This is a genomic window from Thermostichus sp. MS-CIW-23 (genome assembly GCF_054059455.1).
In genome coordinates, this window is sequence record NZ_JBSSCC010000006.1 from 23,685 (window position 1) to 43,942 (window position 20,258).

A 20,258-nucleotide genomic window follows, 5' to 3' on the forward strand; every position below is an offset into this window, starting at 1 on the left:
TTGCAGCACTTGTTTTGGCCGCCTCTCGCCCTAGAATAAGCTCCATGCAGGATAAACCCATGTCAGTCGCGCCCCCCGTTCTGGTCATTGCCGGCCTGACGGGATCCGGGAAAACCTTGGCCATCCAGCAGTTGGAACAACTGGGGTACACCAGCCTAGAAGGGATCCCGCCTGCCCAGGTGATCCCCTTGGTTGAGGCGATGCGGACCCATCACGCTGCTTTGGCCATCAGCTTGAATCTCCACGCCCAGGAGTACCGGGATCAAGTTCCCACCCTGGCTGCTTGGGTGCAATCGCAAGGGATCCCTTTCCTATTCCTGGAGGCTCGCTCCTCGGTGCTGCTCAACCGTCTCAGCGCCCACCGCCGTCCCCATCCCTACGGGGAAGCTGCCGGTTTGTTGGAGGCCATTGAGCAAGAGCGGCTGGCTCTGGCCCCGGTGCGGGAACGCTGCACCCACTGGTTGGATACCTCCGACCTCAATGCCCAGCAACTGCGGCAGCAATTGCAAGCTTTGGTGCAAGGGATCCCCCAGCCCCTCAACCTAAGGCTGGTCAGCTTCGGTTTCAAATACGGCGTTCCCCCCGATGCCAACTTGCTGTTCGATGTGCGCTTTTTGCCCAACCCCTTCTTTCAGCCCCATCTGCGCCGCCTTACCGGGCAGGATCCCCTGCTGCAGGAGTTCTTGTTTGCGGATCCCATTACACAATCCACCTACCAGCACATCTTGTCCCTGATCAAAGCGTTTTGGCCCCACTATCGCGCAGAACGTCGCCCCCACCTGACTTTGGCCATCGGCTGTACCGGCGGCCAGCACCGCTCGGTGGCTCTGGTGGAGCGCCTGGCCCAGGATCTGCAGCCTTGGACTGTCCCTGCCGGCAACCACGCCCTTCCCGACCTGAATGTTCAGGTTCAGCATCGCCATCTGCTCGACTCTCAGCGGGAGCTGGAAGCCCGCTTTGGCCCGGTGCCCGGCGAAGTTGGCGTTGCGCAGCAACAGGTTAGGATCCCTTTGGCCGGCGTTCCTGCACCTTCCCATGGCTAAGCCCCTGCCCAGCAACAAGTCCCCTGTTTGGGGCATTCGTCGCCGCAAGGCTGCTTGGTCGGGAAGTGGCTGGAAATGGCTCTTTCCCGGTTTGGCTGTCAAACGCTGGCTGAGCCTGGCGGTTGGGGGCGTGCTGCTGATGGTGCTGGGCATCGCCATCTGGACGGAGTTGACCCCCATCTTTCGCTTAAAACGGCTGATCGACATCACCCTGCGCTTGATTACCACTTGGATCCCGAACAACATCAGTGGCCCCCTGGTGACTGGGATCGGGCTGGTGATGGTGGTGCTGGGGTTTCGCAGCGCCATGCGCTCCATCGAGGATGTGCTGATCCCCGAGGGAGATGAAGCGCTGGTGGATAAGCTGTTGTCGCGGCGGCGTCTCAGCCGTGGTCCCCGCATTGTGGTGCTGGGGGGCGGCACCGGCCTCTCCAACCTGCTGCGGGGTCTGAAGCGCTACAGCTCCAACATCACAGCCATTGTCACGGTGGCCGATGACGGGGGATCCTCAGGGCGTCTGCGGCGGGAGATCGGCGTTTTGCCCCCCGGCGATATCCGCAACTGCCTCACTGCTCTGGCCAACGAAGAAAAGCTGCTCACCGAGCTGTTTCAATATCGCTTCCAGTCGGGGGAAGGGTTGAGCGGCCACAGCTTCGGCAATTTGTTCATCACTGCCCTCACCGCGGTAACCGGCGGCGACTTGATTCGGGCCATCACTGCCACCTCGCAAGTCTTGGCCATTCAGGGGCGGGTGCTGCCGGCCACCCTGGCGGATGTCACCCTTTGGGCGGAGCTGAGCGATGGCCGCCGCGTGGTGGGAGAGTCCAACATTGCCAAAGCCGGAGGACGCATTTGCCGAATCGGCTGTGACCCCCCCAACCCTCCCGCCCTACCGGAAGTCATCGAGGCTATTGAGGCGGCAGAGTTTGTGGTGCTGGGGCCGGGTAGCCTCTACACCAGCATCATTCCCAACCTGTTGGTACCGGAAATTGTGGAAGCTCTGGCCAAAAATATGGCCCCCCACATCTACGTCTGCAACATCATGACCGAGCCGGGGGAAACCGACGGCTATACTGTTGGGGATCACGTCATGGCTCTGGATCGGGTGGCAGGAGTGCGCCTATTTGACGGCGTGCTGGTGCAGCGGGAGCCACCCTCCCCGCGCGCTTTGGAGCATTACCGCCGCAGCGGTTCTGAGTTTGTGGTGCTGGATCCCGACAAACTGGCTTACCTGGGCTGCCGTGCCGTTTTGGCTAACGTCATGCAAGAGGATCCAGAGACCGGCTTGGTGCGCCACAACCCCGAACGCCTGGCGGCAATGCTGATGCGCTGGTTCGACAGACATCGCCCCCTCTAGGTTGGCCCAGGCTATTCTCCGCTGCTATTGCAGGCGGGAATAGGGACGGGGATAGGGTTTGCCCATCTGTCGAGCCAGGTACACCTGAAAGGTTTGTGCCACCGCCCCTGCCCGCACCAGGGGAACCTCGGCCACAGGCTCGATTTGGGCAAAGTAGTCGCCATAGGTGGCTGGGATCCCTGCCCTCGGCTGGAACAGCTTGGAAGTGATGAGCAGCCCATCCTGCCCCAGCCAGTCCTGCGGCTGCGACCAAAAGGCAAAGCCCCGCAAATCCGCATCCAGGCAGGTCAGAGGCTTGTCCGTCAGCGGAGCCAGGGCCATGGCGATCTGACCGCCCAAAAAATAGACATTGGTAAAAACGAACTCTGCCTCCTCAAGGGCTTGAGCCAGGTGGGGATCTGTCCGAAACCGCTGCCGCAACTGCTCAATTTCAATGAGCTGAGTAGAGGGATCCTGCTCCACGGGCCACAGGCCCAGCCCGCCAGGAGCCTGCAGCAGGCCATAGCGCACATGGGCCAGCCCCACCCCCACCACCAAGCTGACCATCACCGCCGTCCCCACTAAGGTTCGCTTCGCTCCCGGCCACCGTTCCCAGAAGGATCCCAGCAGCAGCGTCAGCACCCAAAACCCCGGCATGGGCCAGGTGGGCAAGATGGGCCGGTAGCCTCCCATCAAGGTAAAGGCCAACACCAGCGGTAATCCACAGGCCAGGATCAAAAGGTGCTTGAGCTCTTCATCCGTCAGCCGCATCCCGCGGAGAATCTGCAGGGCCACCCGACCCGTCCCTGCCAAACTCGCCCACCCCAAAGGGATCCCCAAGCTGGGGAACAGGTAAAAGATTTCAGAAAGGATCGTCAGCCCCAGCGCTTGCAGTTGATACCCTGCCTCCGGCACCGCCCGCCCCGCCTGAAAGCGAAAGGAGACCCAATCCTGCTGGGCGTTCCAGATCAGCACCGGGCTGAAGGCCAGCACAAAACCCAGCACCGCCAGCACCGTCCAGCCCGACCTCAAGGCACAGCGATGAACTGGGCTGAGCAGACAAAAGAGTACCAGGCCGAACCCCAAAGCCAAGCCGTGGTACTTCCCCAAGCAGGCCAGCCCCACCAAGAGACCTATGAGCGCTAGCCTAGGCCCTGGCCGATAGCGAGCCGCCCCATAGACTCCCAATTTCCCCTGCCCCAAAGGCACCGGGAAAAACTCCTGGCTGGCCACCCATAGGGTTGCTGCCGTAAAAAAGACCAGCGGACTATCCGGCAGGGTCAGCACCCCAAACCCAATCCAAAGGATCGGCGCGATGCTGATGGCCGCCAAGCTGATCAGTCCTGCCCGATCAGAGAAAAGGCGCGCTCCGGTGTAGTAGAGGAATAGGGAAGACCCACAATACAGCAGCAGGGATCCCAGTCGAATAGAAAAAGCCGACACCTGGCCGGTCAAGGCAGGCCCCAAGCCCGTTGTCCAGGCCACCAGCGGCGGATGGTCAAAATAGCTCCAATCCAGATGGCGGGTGTAGAGGTAGTAGTAGGCTTCGTCAAAGCCCGGCGGCAAAAGGGCAGCCACCAGGCCCCGCATGAACAAGCCCAACCCCAGGATTAGCCAAACCGCTCTAGGCAATGGAGGGGATCCCTATGGGCAGATGGACAGATCTAACTTACCTTGAATACCTCTCGGGGCTACGTCCCTCTAGCACTATGACTTTGTTTTCCGAAAAAAAATGCCCGATGACTTTCCCGATGACTTTGTTTCCCGCAAAAAAATGACCGGACACCCCAAAAATTGACCCAGCTTCTCGGCCTCTGCCCGCGCCTCTGATTCACCGCCACTGGAGATGGATAGCAAAGGCTTCTGGGATTGCAATGTCACCTCTACCGAAAAGCTAGTATCGCCATCAGAATCTGTCCTGGCCTGAACCGTGACCTGCTGCACATCTCGGAAGGAATAAGTTTTCTGCCCTCGCGATCCAAAAGGAGTGAGGTACTCCTCCTGGATTCGGTACAGGGAGCGGTCAAAGGTTAGGCGGTAGGACCACAAAGCCGATATCAGTGTAAAAATCCCTGGCGAAAGGAAGAGGAGGGAAAAGATTATAATATCCACTGAGGGCTTACTGCTATCTACTAAGAGCTGACTCTCTATGCCGTTCACAAAAGACTGAATGCGCCTTGCCAGTTCCTGAGCCTCCCTCTCACTGGAAGCTGACCAGGCTACCTGTTCCCCTGCAGGAGTTTTCAGCGTGACATAGTAGTATTTGTAGTGGGTTGTTCCTGTTCCTTTAACTGGGTTTCTTTTGACTCTTTTGATTTCGGTTTTGGTTCCAGCCCCTCTCACGTCCTTGTAGAGTTCAGTCGTACTTGGCAAAGGCAGCAACGGCTGGAAAAACACTTCGCAGTTAACCGCAGACTGGTCAACTCGAAAGCAGGTGAAGTGGCGATCGCCCAGGGAAAACCACTCTAAAGCCAAGAACGGGAGGAACATGAAGGTAAGAAAAGGGCCCAAACACGAAACTTTTTTCTCTTGGTACACGCGCTTGTTGTGGCTCTCCTCCACGCATTTCATAGACTTAACTCCGAGAAAGCTGGATTTTTTTAGATTATGGCTTGCTAGTCTGCCGGTCGTCTGTTTCCGAGAATACGAAGCGTTTAAAAAATTATGAAAAGCAGTAAGTCCTCCGGTTTTCGCTGTGCTGTATTCAACTTCCCCTCTCTCCAACCAGGAGCGGAAATTGAGTGGCTGACTGCACGAGGCGCCGGGAAGAAGCTGTGGGGTGGCATAACAGTGGGATGAGCGCCAAACTAGCGGTGGTGCTCATGTGAGGATTGCAATGGAAGGCAGACCTAGGGCTAGGGTAGGGCGGCCTGTGCCGAAATCTCTGGAGACAAGGCAAAATGGCCGGCAACTTGCTCAACGGCGCCGACGCAGAGGTTCTTGGATCCCTTCACCGCGAAGCTCCAGGCAGTGGGGAACAGCGCTGGGATGGCTCTTGGGGGAGCGGATCCCGACGGCCCGCCAGCTTGACTTTCGCGCCGGCATGACCGGACTGGCTTTGATCATCGCCGTATTTGTAACAGGAGCACGTCTGGTTTATTTGCAACATCAACAGGCACCCCTATTGCAGCAGCGAGCCGAAGCCCAGCAGCGAGCCCAGCTAAGACCTTTCATTCCTCGTCGCTCAATTGTGGATCGTCATTCTATTGCCAAGCAGCAGGCAGAATTGCTGGCCGTAGATCGCCCCGTCTATACTCTCTGGGCCCATCCCCGCCTCTTTGGCAAACGCACTCCAGAGGAAATTGCCACCGCTCTTGCTCCCCTGTTGCGGCGTCCGGTGGAGCAACTGACGCAGCGGCTGTCGGTTAATCATGCGGTGCGGGTGGAGCGCTGGGTATCCCAGGAGGTGGCAGATCAAATTCAGGCTCTGCATCTGGATGGCCTGGAGCTGGTGAGCGAGCGGCAACGCATTTACCCCCAAAAAGAGATGGCCGCTGAGGTGGTAGGCTATGTAGATCTGGATCATCAGGGCCAAGCGGGAGTGGAATATTCCCGGCAAGAGCTGCTGGAGCGTACTGTTCAGCCTGTTACTATTCCTCGCGATGGCTACGGACGACTGTTGGCTGCCGAGGTGCCGGAAGGGCTGCTGCAATCTGGCGAGACGGTGCTGCAACTTACCTTAGATATGCGCCTGCAAAGAGCTGCCCGCGCTGCCCTGAAAGTGCAACTGGAGCGGTTTCGAGCCCTGCGGGGTACGGTGATCATCTTGCAGCCCCACACGGGGGAGATTTTGGCTCTGGTGAGCGAGCCCACCTATGACCCCAACCGCTACTTTGAGTATGACCCCGGTCTTTTTCGCAACTGGGCCGTAACGGATTTGTATGAGCCGGGATCCACCTTCAAGCCCATCAACATTGCCATTGGGTTGGATGCTGGAGCCTTTACAGCAGATGAACGGGTCTATGACGAGGGTCGGATTCTCATCGGTCAGTGGCCCATTCAAAATTACGACTACCACCAGCGAGGGGCCCATGGCTGGATGAGCGTCACGGATATCCTGCGGCAATCCAGCAATGTGGGCATGGTACATCTAATGCGCAAGCTGGATCCCCGCCAGTACTACAATGCCTTGGTGCGGCTGGGGTTCAACGAGCGCAGTGGCGTGGATTTGCCCTTTGAGCCGGCCAGCCGTTTGAAACCGCTGCGACAGTTTGTTACGGTGCCGGTGGAGCGGGCCACTGTCGCTTTCGGCCAGGGGCTGGCCCTCACTCCTCTACAGTTGGCTGCCATGCACTGCATCATTGCCAATGGCGGACTGAAAGTACAGCCCCATGTGGTGCGAGGCTTGGTGGAAAAGGATACGGATACTCTGGTTTGGGGATCCCCACAGCCGCAGCCGGTGCGGGTACTATCCGAGCAAGCCACCCTGGCAGTGCGTATCCAAATGCGGGATGTGGTGGACTTTGGCACGGGGCAATCGGCCAAGATCGAGGGGTATGAGATCGCTGGCAAAACCGGCACTGCCCAGAAAGCCGGGCCACGGGGGGGCTATTTGCCCGGCAAGCGCATCACCAGTTTTGTGGGCTACTTCCCGGCCATTCGCCCCAATTACGTGATCTTGGCGGTGATCGACGAGCCCCAGGGGGAAGATGCCTTCGGCTCGACGACGGCTGCTCCCGTTGTTCGCTCGGTGATCCAGGAGATCATCGCCCTAGAGGGGATCCGCCCCAACTCTACTTAGCGCAGCTATAGGAACAAGGGGCGAAGGTGGATGCCAAAGGGGGCCCAGACAGTGAGGAAATGAGCGAAATGCCCATACCTCCGGATTGGCTCTTCCTGGAAAAAGCCATACTCAAGACTGGCCACCCACAGAGTCCGACTTAACCTCTGCACTCCTCCAGCTCAGCTTGGAGTTGAGGTAGAAGTTCCAGAATACAACAATACCGATGGCAATTAAGTTGGCCAACAAATAATGAATGCCCAAGCGCTCGCTCAGCAAGGTCACCAGTGAAGTGTTGAGAACCAAGCCAATTAAGCAGATAACGTTAAACTTCGCCAACCGCTGCAGGCGATTCCAGGGCCCCGGCTGCAAGCGGGTCACATGGCGAAAAGTCCACAGGTCGTTCCAGAGGAAGTTATTGAGAATGGCCACCTCCGAAGCAACCAGCTTACTGGTTATGAGATCCCATCCTAAGTTGGTGGGATCGTGCAAAACATAGAGCAAAGCCATGTCCACCAAGGTGCCGGATAGGCCGACCGTGCTGAAGCGCAAAAAGGATCCCACCTGCCCTAGCGAAAAGCGCAGCACCATCAGGTGGTGGAGATATTGGAGACAAGTTTGCAGTTGGATTTTGCTCTCCCCGTTTTGGCGCTCCTGAAAGATGTAGCCGACCTCGGCAATGGTTCTCACCCGGCCCCGAGCCAGCACCTCGATCAGCAGCTTGTAACCCTTGGGGTTGAGCGGGATCCCGGCAATAGACTGGCGTCTGACCAGGAACAGTCCGCTCAACGGATCGGAAACACGGCTGAAGATCCCTGGCAGCAGAGCCAACCCGATCCATTGGGCCCCACGGGAGACGATGCGTCGGCCCAAGCTCCAGTGGCTCACCCCCCCCGACTCCGCATAGCGGCTGCCCACCGCCAGATCTGCCCCCTTCTGGATGAGCAGCCACAATTTGAGGACAATCTCCGGCGGATGCTGCAAATCCCCATCCATAACCCCCAACACCTCGCCGCGGGCAGCTTGCCATCCCCGCAGCACGGCAGTGGCCAGGCCTCGTTCGTGGTGGCGACAAATGACTTGCAGTTGAGGGAATTCTTTTTGCAATCCTTGGGCCACTTTGGCAGTGTAATCGGGGCTATTGTCATCCACCACAATCAACTCATAGCTTCCAGGCAGAATCGTGTCTAGGTGGGCACACAACTGCCGGATCAGGCTGCAGATACTGGAGGCTTCGTTGTAGGTGGGAATGACCAGCGACAGTTGGACAGGGCTGGACTGAGACAGAGGTGGAATCTGAAAAGGAGCTGCAGAAGCTTTGGGATCGGCAGAGGAAGTAGGAGCTCCATGAAACATTCAGCAGGCCATCCAAAAACAATAAAACAAAAATCCTCCGCCTAGGGCTGCAAATCCTAGGACTGCCCTGGTTCATACTGGGTCCACAGAACGATCCCCTATCGTACTGATCGATGAGCCGCAGGGCTAGACCTTTCTCTACCTACCCAGCTTCTGAGGACTCCGTCTCGCTGACGCGAACGGGAGAGGTTACTTGGCTAAGGGGATCCCGTAGAGGGGCTCATCAACACCGGGATCTGGGCCTGAGCAGAGGCAGTCTCAGGCAGCGAGGGGGCAGGGGTGAAACTGGGGTAGGGGATGCGCTCGTGGTTGGATTCCCGCCAGACCTCCACGAAAGCGTCTGCCACCACCTCCAAATCCTCCAGCGTCAGCCCACTGTCAACCAACTGGCCATCTTGCCAACGGGCCTGGGCAATTTTGCGGACAACAGCTTTTGCCCGCTCGACCACATCGGGGCCGAAGCCATCGCTCAGAGTCATGCTGCGCAGGGCGGCTTCACAGGCATCGGCCATCATCACCACCCCCGTCTCCTTGCTCTGGGGGATCGGGCCATCGTAGCGGAACGGCTCTTCGGGTACGGGCTGACCCCCGGCTTTCATCTGGGCTTGATGGTAGAAATAGGCAATCAGGATCGTCCCCTGGTGCTCAGGGATAAACGCCTGGACGGCGGTAGGCAGATTATATTGCTTGGCCAGGCGCAAGCCATCGCTGACGTGGGCCTTGATAATCTGAGCACTGCGATAGGGATCGTCCAGTTGGGTGTGGGGGTTGAGGCTGCCCATCTGGTTCTCGATGAAGTAGCGGGCCTGCAGCATCTTGCCGATGTCGTGGTAAAGAGTGCCGGTGCGCACCAGCTCCACGTTGAGGTTCAGCTTCTGGGCAGCCCGTTCTGCCAAAGTGGCCACAAGCAGAGTGTGCTGAAAGGTGCCGGGGGCCTCTGCAGCCAGTCGCCGCAACAGGGTGCGATTGGGATTGCTCAACTCGATCAGACGAATGGGGGTGGCTAAGTCAAATAGGCGCTCCAGGTAGGGGCTGGCTCCCAGGGCAACAATGCTCCATCCCAAGCTGGTTCCCCCTGCCAAAGCCATGGCCAACAGGTCGATGCCACCGGTGGTGGCCAAGCTAACCGCCCCGTAGGCCAGCATCTGCACCGCTGCCGCTCCTCCTCCCAACAAGGCCAGCTCTTCGCGGGAACGGGAACGCCCGGCCAGGGCAGAGGCCACCACGCTGCCGGAGAGCAAGGGTACAAGGGTGAGCAGGTTGACAGGGGAGACCAAGGGCAAAAACAGCGCCTGGCCTACCACCACCACCAAGCCCAGCCCTGCCCCGTAAAAACTGCCCAGCAACAGCCCCACTGCCGGCAGGGAGCTGAACTCCAGCTTGAACAAGGCCGCCAAAAGGGGAGCGGTCAGGGAAACTATGAGGATCAACACCCGATCCCGGCGGCGCAATCCCGGCCTCAAGCGTTGTTGCAGAGGCACAAAGACAGCCAGGCCCATGCCCATCACTCCGGCCACTCCCACCAAGCCCCAGATGTTGATCCCGCGCTGGGTAAGCCCAAAGTGATCCAAGATGAGAAAAATTTCGGGAGTGATGACCTGATCTGCTCGCACGATCACCTGGTTCTCGGCAACCGAGATCAGAACCGGCTCGACTTTTTCCAGCTCGGCGCGGATGCGCTGCTCGGTGCGCTGGGGATCCACCTCCACGTTGGGAATGAGCACCTGCTGCAGCCACTGATAGACCAGGGCCTGCAGCTCCTGTCGTTGGGCGGCGCTGCCCGGAAAAATCAAATCGTCCAGTTGGGCTTGGATCCCTTCGGCGCGAACTTCGCGGGGCAGGCCATCCACAATCCCTATCTTCTGCAGGCGCTCCAAGACCCGCCGGCTCAAGGTTTGCAAATGCTGCCAATCCGCATCTGCCAAGTTGAGAACGGTGGCCGGAACAGGGGGGGTGAGCTGCTCCAGAGCCGGCAAAGCTGCCCGATAGCGCTGCTGCGCCGCTTCCACCTGGGCAATCAACTGGGTATAGGGATCCGTCGCCGCCATCTGGGTGGCCGATCCGTCCAACCAGACCCGCTGCCAAACCTCGACAAGCTCTTGCTTAGCCCGCTGCTCCGGAGGAAGCTGCTCCGGTCGCCCAGAAGAGGGCTCTTCTGAAGGAGATGGGGTGGCTCCGCGGATGGCCTCTTGTCGGGCGCGAGCCTGGAAGGGTTCCCACTCCTCCGGGGAAAGCTGGCGCAGGTAGATCTGCGTTGGCAGAGACAGCAACTGGACAGAAACATAGGGCAGAGGCCCTGCCTCTTGTCGGATGGCTTCCACCTCAGCCAGGAGACCCTCCAGGTTTTGCCGCATGCTGTCGTTGGCGGTGCTGTTGATTTTGAGGGCCTGAACCACCCGCCGTCGCGCCTCAGCTTGTCGGGCCTGGGTAGCCTCCACATCTTCAATCTCCGCCGCAGCAGGGGCGAGAAACGTCTGCGGAGAACGGCTGCCGACGGTCAGTTGTGGTTCGTTGTAGTAGCGGATCCCGTGGACGGCAGTGAGGGAGAGAAGCGCTATGGCATAGCCGGCAACCCGTTCCGAAAGGGAGAGCCTGCTCTTTCGAGGGGGGGCTGCCTGGCATCCCCGAGTCCAGTGTTCCGCGTTCGCGTCGGTGGCGCGAAGGGCTTTGGGCGTGAGCGGGTTTTTCATGGATTGGCCTGGCAGCGTCTTTCTCTTTTCTATCCCCTTTTGGCCGGGTAGCCCAGGAAGAGGATCTCAATCGCCGATGGTAATCTGCCCCACCATACCTGCTTCTGCATGGCCGGGAATAGTGCAAACCAGAGAATAGACCCCAGATTTCAGAGGAATAAATTGCCACTCCACCGAAGCGCCTGGCTTCAGCTCCAGTTCTCGGATCTGGCCCTTAATTTCCACGCCGGCCACGTCCAACTTACGGGTCCAAACGGCATCGGCAAAATCTTTGGCGCTGAAATAATGTTTCAATTGGCTGGGGTTGCTCAGGCAAAGACGGTAGAGGCTGCCGTTGCGAAAAGACAGTTCCTTGGGCGCAAACACCAACTGATTGTCGGCAGTGCCCAACTCAACCACCTTCTCCTGCGGCGTTTGTCTGGAGAGATCCCGCGCCTGCGCCAGGCCAGGGATCCCAATCATGAGGGCCGATAGCCAGATTCCCAGCACCAGGAAATGACAGAACCTGTTTAACATTGCAACAACGAGGAGAGAGGAAAGAGCAAAGAGAAAAGAGCAACGAGGAGAGAGAAAAGAGCAAAGAGAAGAGATTTCTCCTTCTCACTTCTCACTCCTCCCTTCTCACTCCTCTGCGAGTAGCCTGGAAACTCAAGATAGCATCTCTAGGCGGAGAGGTTTTGATTCCCTTCTGCCCTGTCTAGCCATCCACATCCTCGTAGAGTCGCACGGCTGGGGCTTCCTCTCCGTCTTTCCTTATTTCAAGGGCTACCGCAGCGGCGTAGCCACCGGCAACCTGAAGCGGTAGGGTTACCCAGCAAGAGTCCCCGTCCAAAGCTCTGGAGCCGGCCAGACCCCTGCCTGTTCCCTTCAGGAGCGCCTCCTTTTGTGTCCACATTTGAAAGAAAAGGGCATCCCGCTCTGGAGCTGGACAGCTGGCCAAACGGCCCTGCTCAGCAGCCGAAAAGTAGCGCTGGGCGATGCGCTGCCAGCGGGGCACAGGTCGAACCCATTCCAGATCCACTCCAATGCGGTATTGCAACCTCAGGCCGATCAGGACGCGCTCGTGGGAGTGGCTGAGGTTGAACTGCAGCGGCAGGGGTGGATCCCGCCAGTAGGGTTTGCCGGTAGAACTGTGGTCGAGGGGGATCCCCTGGGGCGGAATGCCGCTGTAGCGGCTAAGCAAGCTCCGCAACCCAAGACGACCGGCCAGAAAGCGGCGCCGATCTGCCGGCAGTTGTAAACGCTCTGCCCGCCGACATTCTTCAGGGGAAAGAAGGCCGAGCTGGGGGAGCAACTTCTCCAACGGGGGGACTGTCTGCAGCCAAAGATGCACCTCTGACTTTCCCGACAACGGCTGCAGGGATCCCCCTGTGGCGACTGCTACCTCGCTGAAGTTGGATCCAGACAACTCTGAAAACTGAGGATAGGGTAACATGGCCTTGAATTGGTGGGGTTGGCAACACCACCCAGACAGTACACCCTTTCCTGTACGCGCTCGCGAGACCTGGTCTGACCTGATGCCCTCCTTCCACTATCCCCCCCGTCCTGACCGTGTCCGCGCAGCTCGTCAGCAGGCTATTCGTCAGGGGATCCTCTGGCTGTTGTTGGGGTTCACGGCTGTGTTGGCGGGTTCTGCCGGTGCCCTCCTGGCCGTGATGTTGCCCCGTCAGGTGATCCCAACTTCCCTCACTCCTGCAGAACAAGAAGCCTTCCGTCCTGATGCCTTACGGGCTGCGGCTCTGGATCGCTCGTTGCATATCCTCATTCTCGGCACAGACAACCCGGATCCCACCCTGCCCTTGCCCACAGAGCGAGATCGCTTCCACACCCGCAGCGACACCATTCTCTTGGCCCGCTTTGATCCCCAGGCGCGGCGGATTACCGTTTTGTCCATCCCCCGCGACACTCGTGTGCGCTTGCCCGGCTTTGGCGTGACCAAGATCAATGCTGCCAACTTGGCAGGGGGCCCGGCGCTGGCGGCCCAGGTGGTCAGCCACTTGATGGGTGGGATCCCGATTGACCGCTACATTCGCCTCAATACCGATGCTCTGGAAGAGCTGATCGATGCGGTGGGCGGCGTGGAAATCTACGTGCCGGAACCGATGCAGTACGCAGATCACACCCAGCAGTTGTTCATCCACCTGGAGCCCGGCTGGCAACGCCTCAATGGAGAACAAGCCCACCACTTTGCCCGCTTTCGCCGCGATCACCTGGGATTGGGGGATATCGGTCGGGTGCAACGGCAACAGGAATTGCTGCGGGCCCTGAGCCGGGAACTGCTCTCCCCTGCCGTCTGGCCGCGGATCCCAAAGATTTTGCAGGTCGTCCGCACCAACCTCGATACCAACCTCACCTGGGAAGAGGTTCTGAGCTTGGCCAAGTTTGTCCTCACCTCTGGGGGCGATCGCATCGACCTGGTGCTGTTGCCGGGCCGCTTCAGCCAGCCGGGAGAATTCTCCACCAGCTACTGGCTGCCGGATCCAGCCGGGATCCGACGGGTGGCCGTCTCCCACTTTGGCCTGGAGGCAGAGGTAGCCCGCATTCCTCCACACCGCCTGCGCATAGCCGTGCAAAACGCAACCGGAGAGCCGGGGATGGCCCGCCGTATGGTGCAAGAATTGGTGAGGCAAGGATACGTCCATGCTTTTGCTGTGGAAGACAGCACCCAGGTGCTGCAGCAAACGGAGATCCTCGCCCAGAGCGGGGATCGCGAAGGAGCCAAACAGATCCGCGCCGCCGTCGGCCTAGGAGAGATGCGGGTAGAGTCCACCGGCGTTCTCAACTCCGACGTCACCATTCGGATCGGCCAGGATTGGGCCCAACAACTTGCTTTGGATGAAGCGCTCCGCACCACTGATGGGAACGGCCAAGCCCAAGCTCCGCCCGGAGCCGCTCAGCTCTAGAGAGCCGGTTCGGTTGCGAGTGCGGATTTCCGAAAAAGAGCCTGCTTGTCGGGGACTTTTCGGTCTCTGTAGATTAGCACTGAGCTTGTTTGAGTGCTGAGCCACCTATGACCGTGCTGGAACAGGGATCCATCACCATCCACACCGAGAACATCTTTCCCATCATCAAGCAGTCTCTCTACTCGGATCGAGAGATCTTCTTGCGGGAGCTGATCTCCAATGCTGCTGATGCCATCACCAAGCTGAAGATGGCCAGCCTTGCCGGCGAAGTGGCAGATCTCCCAGAGCCGGAGATTACGATTGCCCTCAACAAGGAGGCCAAGACCTTAGCGGTGGCCGATAACGGCATTGGCATGACTGCCGAGGAAGTGAAAAAATACATCAACCAGGTGGCTTTTTCCAGCGCTGAAGAGTTCATTCAAAAGTACAAGGGCAAAGACGCAGAGCAAGCAATCATTGGCCACTTTGGTCTAGGATTCTACTCCTCTTTTATGGTGTCGCAGCGGGTGGAGATCGACACCCTCTCCTATCGGCCCGGCAGCACGCCGGTAAAGTGGGCTTGTGACGGCACCACTACTTTTACCCTCTCCGATTCTGAGCGCTCCAGCATCGGCACCACCGTTACCCTTTACATCACCCCCGAAAACGAAGAATACCTGGAGCCAAGCCGCATTCGGGAATTGGTTCGTAAATACTGCGATTTCATCCCCGTTCCCATCAAGTTAAACGGGGAAGTGATCAACAAGCAAAAGCCCCTGTGGAGAACCTCACCTTCCGAACTCAAAGATGAGGATTACCTAGAGTTTTATCGCTACCTCTATCCCTTTCAAGAGGATCCCCATTTCTGGGTGCACATCAACACCGACTATCCCTTCATCGTGCAAGGGATCCTCTATTTTCCCAAGTTGCGCCCAGATATTGATCCCACCAAGGGTCAAGTCAAGCTGTTCTGCAATCAAGTCTTTGTCCAAGATAACTGTGAGGAAGTCATCCCCAAGTTTCTCCTGCCTCTGCGGGGGGCCATCGACAGCCCGGATATTCCTCTCAACGTCTCCCGCAGCTTCTTGCAAAATGACCGCACCGTAAGACGCATTGGGGATCACGTTGCCAAAAAGGTGGCGGATCGTCTCAATGAACTGTACAGGGAAGATTACGAAAAATACGTCAAGGTCTGGCCCGACATCAGCCTCTTTATGAAGTTTGGGGCGATGAACAACGACAAGTTCTTTGCCCAGATTAAGGATATTCTCATTTTCCGAGTGGCCGGATCCCGTGCTGACAAACCCGAATATGTGACCCTGAAAGCGTACCTGGAGCGCACCCGCGACAAGCAAAACAAGCGAGTTTACTACGCCACCGATGAGGCTGCCCAGAGTGCCTACATCGATCTCCACCGCTCTCAAGGACTGGAAGTGATCATGCTGGATAGCTGGATCGACAGCCACTTCAGCAGCTTTTTGGAGCGGGAATACAAAGAAGAAGGGATCCAATTTAAGCGGGTAGATTCTGAGCTGGATGAAACGCTGGTGGATAAAGACAAAGCCGCCGAAATTGTTGACCCGGTAACGCAAAAAACCCGCAGCCAAAAGTTGATCGATCTCTTCCGACAAGCCCTGGGCAAAGACAAGTTGCAGATCAAAGCAGAAGCTCTTAAATCAGAGTCGGTTCCGGCCATGATCTTGCTGCCGGAGACGCTGCGGCGCCTACAGGAGCTCAACGCCGTCATCCAGCAGAAGCCGCTGGAGTTTCTGGAAGAGCACACGCTGGTTCTGAACACGGCCCATCCCCTCATCCAAAACCTGCAGTCTCTTGCCGATCGGGGGCGGGATCCCGACTTGGTTCACCTCATCTGCAATCACATCTACGATTTGGCTTTGATCACCCAGAAAAGCTTTGACCCGGCAGCCGTGCGGGCCTTTGTGCAGCGCTCCAACGAAGTGCTGACTCGGCTCACCCGCCCTCAATAGGCAGCGCTGTCCAGGGTAGACTGCAGGGCTTCCGCTCCACCGGGCAGAGACGGACGGGATCCGGCCCCGTTGCCGCTGTGGCCGTAGCTGCCTTGGAGCACGGGGGCAACTTGGCGCATCAGCGTCGCCATCTCCAGGGCACTCATGGCGTATTCCCAACCTTTGTTGCTCTTGACCCCGGCCCGCTCCAGAGCCTGCTGCAGGGTATCGGCGGTGAGGATCCCGAAAATGACCGGCACGCCGGTACGAAATCCTGCCGCCGCAATGCCCTTGGAGACCTCCGCTGCCACATAGTCGAAGTGGGGAGTTTGCCCGCGAATCACTGCCCCCAGACAGATGATGGCATCATAACGGCGAGATTGGGCCAGTTGGTGAGCCAGCAAAGGCACCTCAAAACTGCCGGGCACCCAGTAGTAGTCCACTTGCTTGCTCTCCGGGCCGACATCCACACCATGCCGCTTCAGCGCGTCCTGGCACCCTTCCAACAATTTGCCGGTGATTAGGTCGTTAAACCGACCGATGACAATGGCCAGACGCAGATCCTCCGTCTGAACAAAATTGCCCTCGTAAACTGCCATCTACGCTGCTCCAGATCTACCCAAGAGAAGAACAAGCGGGCCGACACGGCAAAACCACGCTTTCCCATCCTAATTCAGTAAACTACCCGACCCTGACTGCTTCGCAGTACAGGGCGGGCTTAAGGCCTCCGGCCCGCTGGCGCGAACGGTAGCCCTGCAGTTGGCAAGCCAACCACGTTCGCGAAGCGAGCCGTAGGCTTGACCTCTAGGCTGGTTTACAGCAGCCCCCAAAAGCGCAATCACATTCGCACCATTCAAATCCGCATCCCCTTCCCATCCACAGTGTCCACACTTAAACTGCTTCCCATTGCGGTAGGATTGCGCAGGGTCGGGATGGATGTGCAAACACCGGTGGCAGGTCTGCGACGTGTAGGCAGGCGGAGCCAGCACCACAGGTACTCCGGCAATGGCAGCCTTGTAGACCACGAACATCCTAAGCTGGTAGAATGCCCAGTTATTGGTTCTGCGGCGCTCAGCTTTGCTGCGTGGCTGTTGATTGACCCTTTCCCGGATCCCTGTCAGGTCTTCCAGAGCAATAGCGCTGCTGGTAGCTTTTGCCCTAGAGACAATAGCTTTGGAGATGCGATGATTGACCCACGCCTGAAAGCGCCTCTCCTTGCCAGACAGCCGTTGCAACAGTTCTCTGCATCTGCGCCGCGAACTGCGTGTGCCCTTACTGGCTTTGCGTTGGAGTACCGCCCTCAACCGGGAGTAGTGGTCTCGGACTCTGTTCAACTGCTGTCCATTCCAGTTATCCCCTTCTGACGTATGGGCAATATCCGTCCTTCCCAAATCCACCCCCAGCACTCTATCCGTGCGTTGCGGTGGGGATGGCTCCGCTTCCACACAGATCTGAATAGAGTAGGAGCCGTCTTTACGCTTGACCAGAGTGGCAGATTTGGGATTGGAGCCCGCCAGCCGTTCTCTCTGGTAGCGGCCAATCGCCAGCTCAAAGCGCTCCCGACCCTCCACCGTGGTCAGCGACACCGTCCAGTCTTTCTCGCGGAACGAAAAGATACGGGCATCGTAGGTCGCAAAGCCTCTCTTGAACGCTTTGACCGGACGGTTTTTCTGTCGGGCAACTTTACGGGCACCGGCCAGCCGTCTGCAGACCTGCTGAGCCAAGTTACTGGACAAGCCAAACCGAGCGCGAATCTGGTAATAGCAAAGGGACTGGAGTTTGACTGCGTTGACTACTTTTTCTGGTGTGTTTTGGTTGACCCAGTTCAACGCCTGCACAAAGGCATCCATTGTCGCATCCAACTTTGCGGCTTGCGACTGGGACACCTTGAGCTTGCAGGAGACGGTCAGGACTTGGGTCATGGTTCTATCATAACTTCCGCATTCCTCCCGACACTGACCCTACGGGTACAGTGCGGGGCTCCTGCGATTTCTAGCTGAAATTGCCCGCGCCCAAGGGATCAACTACTTTCTGCTCTCTTTTACCGACCTGCTTGGGATCCAACGGGCCAAGCTGGTGCCTGCCTCAGTTATCGACTTCATGGGAGGGTCAGGCTGGATTTGCCGGGTTTGCCGCCTGGTTGGACTTGACGCCTGCAGACCCCGATGTGTTTGCCCAGCCGGAGCGCGAGCGCCTGTTTCAACTGCCCTGGCAGCCGGAAGTGGCCTGGATGCCTGCCGATCTAGTCCAGGTCAACGGGGATCCCTTGCCACAAACCCCCCGCTGGGTGTTGAAGCAGGTGTTGTCCCAAGCAGAAGCCATGGGCTTTCAAGTCAAGACGGGGATCGAATGCGAGTTCATGCTTCTGTCGCCAGAAGAGTGGGCCATTTCCGATGAGCGGGATCGGCAGGCCAAGCCCTGCTATGACCAGCAAAGTTTGATGCGGCGTTTCTCGGTGATCCGAGACATCTGCGATGGCATGCAGAAGCTGGGCTGGGATCCCTATCAAAACGATCACGAAGATGCCAACGGCCAATTTGAAATGAACTGGCGGTTTGACGATGCCCTAGTTACGGCTGATCGCCACGCCTTTTTCAAATACATGGTGAAAAGCATTGCCGAAAAGCATGGCTATCGAGCTACCTTCATGCCCAAACCCTTTGCCCATCTGACGGGCAACGGCTGCCACACCCATATTTCTCTTTGGCAGGGGGAGCAAAACCTATTCGCCGATCCCCAAGGGGAATTGGGGCTTTCTCAACTGGCCTATCACTTCATCGGCGGGGTGCTACACCATGCGCCTGCTTTGTGTGCCCTCACCAACCCGACGGTCAATTCTTATCGCCGCCTCAATGCCCCCGTCACGCTCTCTGGGGCCACCTGGTCTCCCAATACGATCAGCTACAGCGGCAATAATCGCACCCACGCCATTCGGATCCCGGATGCCGGGCGGTTTGAACTGCGTTTGGCCGATGCTGCTGCCAATCCCTACCTTTTGGCTGCCGGTCTCATTGCCGCCGGCCTGGACGGGATCCAACACCAACGGGATCCTGGCCCCCGCTGTGACAACAACGCCTACACCGATCCCCTCCCCAATGCCCCAACGTTGCCCGGCTCTCTGGTCGAAGCCCTCAACCATTTAGACCAAAACACCCTGTTCCGCAGCAGGCTTGGGGATCCCTTTGTAAATGCCTACCTCAAGCTCAAACGCCAACAGTGGCAGGAATACAACCGTCAGATCACGCCCTGGGAGCGGGAAACAACCTTGGATTGCTAGCCCGGTAGTTGTTGTTATCTCATTACACCTTGAGAGAGGGCTTCCAACTGGCCTGGAGTGACCCTAAACCTGGGCCAACTGGTGTTGAGCTGCCTGCCGCATCACCTCTACTGGCACAGGCTTGCCTCCCAGCCAAAGCGACAGGGCCTTGGCCCCCTGCTGAACCAGCATCTCCAGCCCACTGATGGGGGTATAGCCCAACTCGGCGGCCATGCACAGCAGAGGAGTGGGATCCGGCACATAGATCAGGTCGTACACGATGGCACCTGGAGACAGCAGGCACAGTTGCTCTCGGCTCAGGGGGGAAAGCCCTTGACCGGCGGGGGATCCCGGCTTGTGCATACCCACAGGGGTGGTGTTGACCAAAAGCCGCGTCTGAGACAGGTAGCAATTCAACTCCGCCCAGTTCACCGTCTCCACCTGAGGCCAGGTCTGTTGCAAGGCCAGCAATGGGTTGGGGGATCGCCCCGCCACCCGCACCGGCCCCAGCCCCAACTCCAAACAGCCTTGGATGGCCGCCCGCGCTGCCCCCCCGGATCCCAGAATGAGAGTAGGGATCCCTTTTTCCAGACCCAGCAAAGGCTGCACAAAGCCATCGATATCGGTATTGGTGCCCGCCCACCCGCCCTCTGGCAAGGGGTAAACCGTATTCACCGCCCCCACCGCTGCTGCCCGCGATTCAATCTGATCGAGCAAAGGGAGAATGGCCTGTTTGTGAGGAATCGTCACATTAAACCCCCGCACCCCAATGGCCGCCAGCCCTGCCACCGCCGCCGCCAAGTGTTTTGGAGCCACTGGAAACGGCACATAGCAGTAGTTTTCCCCCATAGCTGCCAAAGCAGCATTGTGCATGGCTGGGGATAAGCTGTGGGCCACCGGATCCCCGATTAGACCGAGCAATTGGGTGCTTCCCGAAATCCGACCGTCCACCGGCTCAGCCAACTCCTCAAGGGATCCCTTAAGCCACTCAAGTTAAAGACGATTTAA

Annotated in this window: 14 protein-coding genes and 1 pseudogene; 6 read left to right on the top strand and 9 right to left on the bottom strand. The window is 58.4% G+C overall.

From position 1 onward, the window contains the following. Positions 1-59: 59 nt before the first annotated feature. Together rapZ and ACVW0B_RS03635 are read left to right on the top strand one after the other, a co-directional pair. Complete coding sequence (rapZ, locus tag ACVW0B_RS03630) at positions 60-1,043, top strand: RNase adapter RapZ (protein WP_457490970.1); 984 nt, start codon at positions 60-62, stop codon at positions 1,041-1,043. Further along, the gene (locus tag ACVW0B_RS03635) at positions 1,036-2,400 is read left to right on the top strand and encodes a gluconeogenesis factor YvcK family protein (RefSeq protein ID WP_414356608.1); all 1,365 of its coding nucleotides are present in this window, start codon (positions 1,036-1,038) and stop codon (positions 2,398-2,400) included. The genes rapZ and ACVW0B_RS03635 overlap by 8 nt, the downstream gene beginning before the upstream one ends. Before the next feature lie 24 nt (positions 2,401-2,424). Here ACVW0B_RS03635 and ACVW0B_RS03640 read toward each other — a convergent pair whose 3' ends face one another. Then, entirely contained in the window at positions 2,425-4,011 is a 1,587-nt protein-coding gene (locus ACVW0B_RS03640) for an ArnT family glycosyltransferase (protein ID WP_457490971.1), read from the bottom strand. Between the two features lie 75 nt (positions 4,012-4,086). Beyond that, the gene (locus ACVW0B_RS03645; protein ID WP_457490972.1) at positions 4,087-4,950 is read right to left on the bottom strand and encodes a hypothetical protein; all 864 of its coding nucleotides are present in this window, start codon (positions 4,948-4,950) and stop codon (positions 4,087-4,089) included. A gap of 424 nt (positions 4,951-5,374) precedes the next feature. Here ACVW0B_RS03645 and ACVW0B_RS03650 point away from each other — a divergent pair, with 424 nt between their 5' ends. After that, entirely contained in the window at positions 5,375-7,120 is a 1,746-nt protein-coding gene (locus ACVW0B_RS03650) for a peptidoglycan D,D-transpeptidase FtsI family protein (protein WP_457490973.1), read from the top strand. Between the two features lie 111 nt (positions 7,121-7,231). Here ACVW0B_RS03650 and ACVW0B_RS03655 read toward each other — a convergent pair whose 3' ends face one another. From ACVW0B_RS03655 to ACVW0B_RS03670, 4 genes are all read right to left on the bottom strand, one after another. Then, on the bottom strand, positions 7,232-8,455 hold the full coding sequence (locus ACVW0B_RS03655) for a glycosyltransferase (RefSeq protein ID WP_457490974.1): 1,224 nt from the start codon (positions 8,453-8,455) through the stop codon (positions 7,232-7,234). 197 nt (positions 8,456-8,652) lie between these two features. Then, entirely contained in the window at positions 8,653-11,145 is a 2,493-nt protein-coding gene (locus tag ACVW0B_RS03660) for an HD family phosphohydrolase (protein ID WP_457489782.1), read from the bottom strand. Positions 11,146-11,211: 66 nt separating this feature from the next. Beyond that, complete coding sequence (locus tag ACVW0B_RS03665; RefSeq protein ID WP_457491004.1) at positions 11,212-11,607, bottom strand: plastocyanin/azurin family copper-binding protein; 396 nt, start codon at positions 11,605-11,607, stop codon at positions 11,212-11,214. 235 nt (positions 11,608-11,842) lie between these two features. Next, positions 11,843-12,553 carry a 4'-phosphopantetheinyl transferase family protein gene (locus tag ACVW0B_RS03670; RefSeq protein WP_457490975.1) on the bottom strand — a complete coding sequence of 237 codons (711 nt, stop codon included), beginning with the start codon at positions 12,551-12,553 and terminating at the stop codon, positions 11,843-11,845. A 25-nt stretch (positions 12,554-12,578) separates the two neighbouring features. Here ACVW0B_RS03670 and ACVW0B_RS03675 point away from each other — a divergent pair, with 25 nt between their 5' ends. Both ACVW0B_RS03675 and htpG read left to right on the top strand, forming a co-directional pair. Beyond that, on the top strand, positions 12,579-14,048 hold the full coding sequence (locus ACVW0B_RS03675) for an LCP family protein (protein ID WP_457490976.1): 1,470 nt from the start codon (positions 12,579-12,581) through the stop codon (positions 14,046-14,048). A gap of 107 nt (positions 14,049-14,155) precedes the next feature. Further along, positions 14,156-16,015, top strand: coding sequence for a molecular chaperone HtpG (htpG, locus tag ACVW0B_RS03680; RefSeq protein WP_457387673.1), 1,860 nt, complete (start codon positions 14,156-14,158; stop codon positions 16,013-16,015). On the opposite strand, the gene ribH is transcribed toward htpG, so the two are convergent. After that, a complete protein-coding gene (gene ribH, locus ACVW0B_RS03685; RefSeq protein WP_011432636.1) occupies positions 16,009-16,593 on the bottom strand; it encodes a 6,7-dimethyl-8-ribityllumazine synthase in 585 nt (194 codons plus the stop codon). The two genes, htpG and ribH, sit on opposite strands and share 7 nt — an antisense overlap. Positions 16,594-16,662: 69 nt before the next feature. Continuing rightward, positions 16,663-17,916, bottom strand: coding sequence for an RNA-guided endonuclease InsQ/TnpB family protein (locus ACVW0B_RS03690; protein WP_457490977.1), 1,254 nt, complete (start codon positions 17,914-17,916; stop codon positions 16,663-16,665). A gap of 61 nt (positions 17,917-17,977) precedes the next feature. Here ACVW0B_RS03690 and glnT point away from each other — a divergent pair. Further along, positions 17,978-19,271: pseudogene (gene glnT / locus ACVW0B_RS03695) on the top strand (type III glutamate--ammonia ligase). 63 nt (positions 19,272-19,334) lie between these two features. Here the strand turns inward: glnT and ACVW0B_RS03700 are convergent. Beyond that, positions 19,335-20,201, bottom strand: a complete 867-nt coding sequence (locus ACVW0B_RS03700; RefSeq protein WP_457388238.1) for a shikimate dehydrogenase — start codon at positions 20,199-20,201, stop codon at positions 19,335-19,337. Positions 20,202-20,258: the final 57 nt, after the last annotated feature.

What these genes read in the sequence shown, in the direction of transcription:
- ACVW0B_RS03665 (WP_457491004.1), bottom strand. Translation starts at nt 11,607, where the DNA reads ATGATTGGGATCCCTGGCCTGGCGCAGGCGCGGGATCTCTCCAGACAA.
- ACVW0B_RS03645 (WP_457490972.1), bottom strand. Translation starts at nt 4,950, where the DNA reads ATGAAATGCGTGGAGGAGAGCCACAACAAGCGCGTGTACCAAGAGAAA.
- ACVW0B_RS03655 (WP_457490974.1), bottom strand. Translation starts at nt 8,455, where the DNA reads ATGTTTCATGGAGCTCCTACTTCCTCTGCCGATCCCAAAGCTTCTGCA.
- htpG (WP_457387673.1), top strand. Translation starts at nt 14,156, where the DNA reads ATGACCGTGCTGGAACAGGGATCCATCACCATCCACACCGAGAACATC.
- ACVW0B_RS03660 (WP_457489782.1), bottom strand. Translation starts at nt 11,145, where the DNA reads ATGAAAAACCCGCTCACGCCCAAAGCCCTTCGCGCCACCGACGCGAAC.
- ribH (WP_011432636.1), bottom strand. Translation starts at nt 16,593, where the DNA reads ATGGCAGTTTACGAGGGCAATTTTGTTCAGACGGAGGATCTGCGTCTG.
- ACVW0B_RS03635 (WP_414356608.1), top strand. Translation starts at nt 1,036, where the DNA reads ATGGCTAAGCCCCTGCCCAGCAACAAGTCCCCTGTTTGGGGCATTCGT.
- ACVW0B_RS03675 (WP_457490976.1), top strand. Translation starts at nt 12,579, where the DNA reads ATGGCCTTGAATTGGTGGGGTTGGCAACACCACCCAGACAGTACACCC.
- rapZ (WP_457490970.1), top strand. Translation starts at nt 60, where the DNA reads ATGTCAGTCGCGCCCCCCGTTCTGGTCATTGCCGGCCTGACGGGATCC.
- ACVW0B_RS03690 (WP_457490977.1), bottom strand. Translation starts at nt 17,916, where the DNA reads ATGACCCAAGTCCTGACCGTCTCCTGCAAGCTCAAGGTGTCCCAGTCG.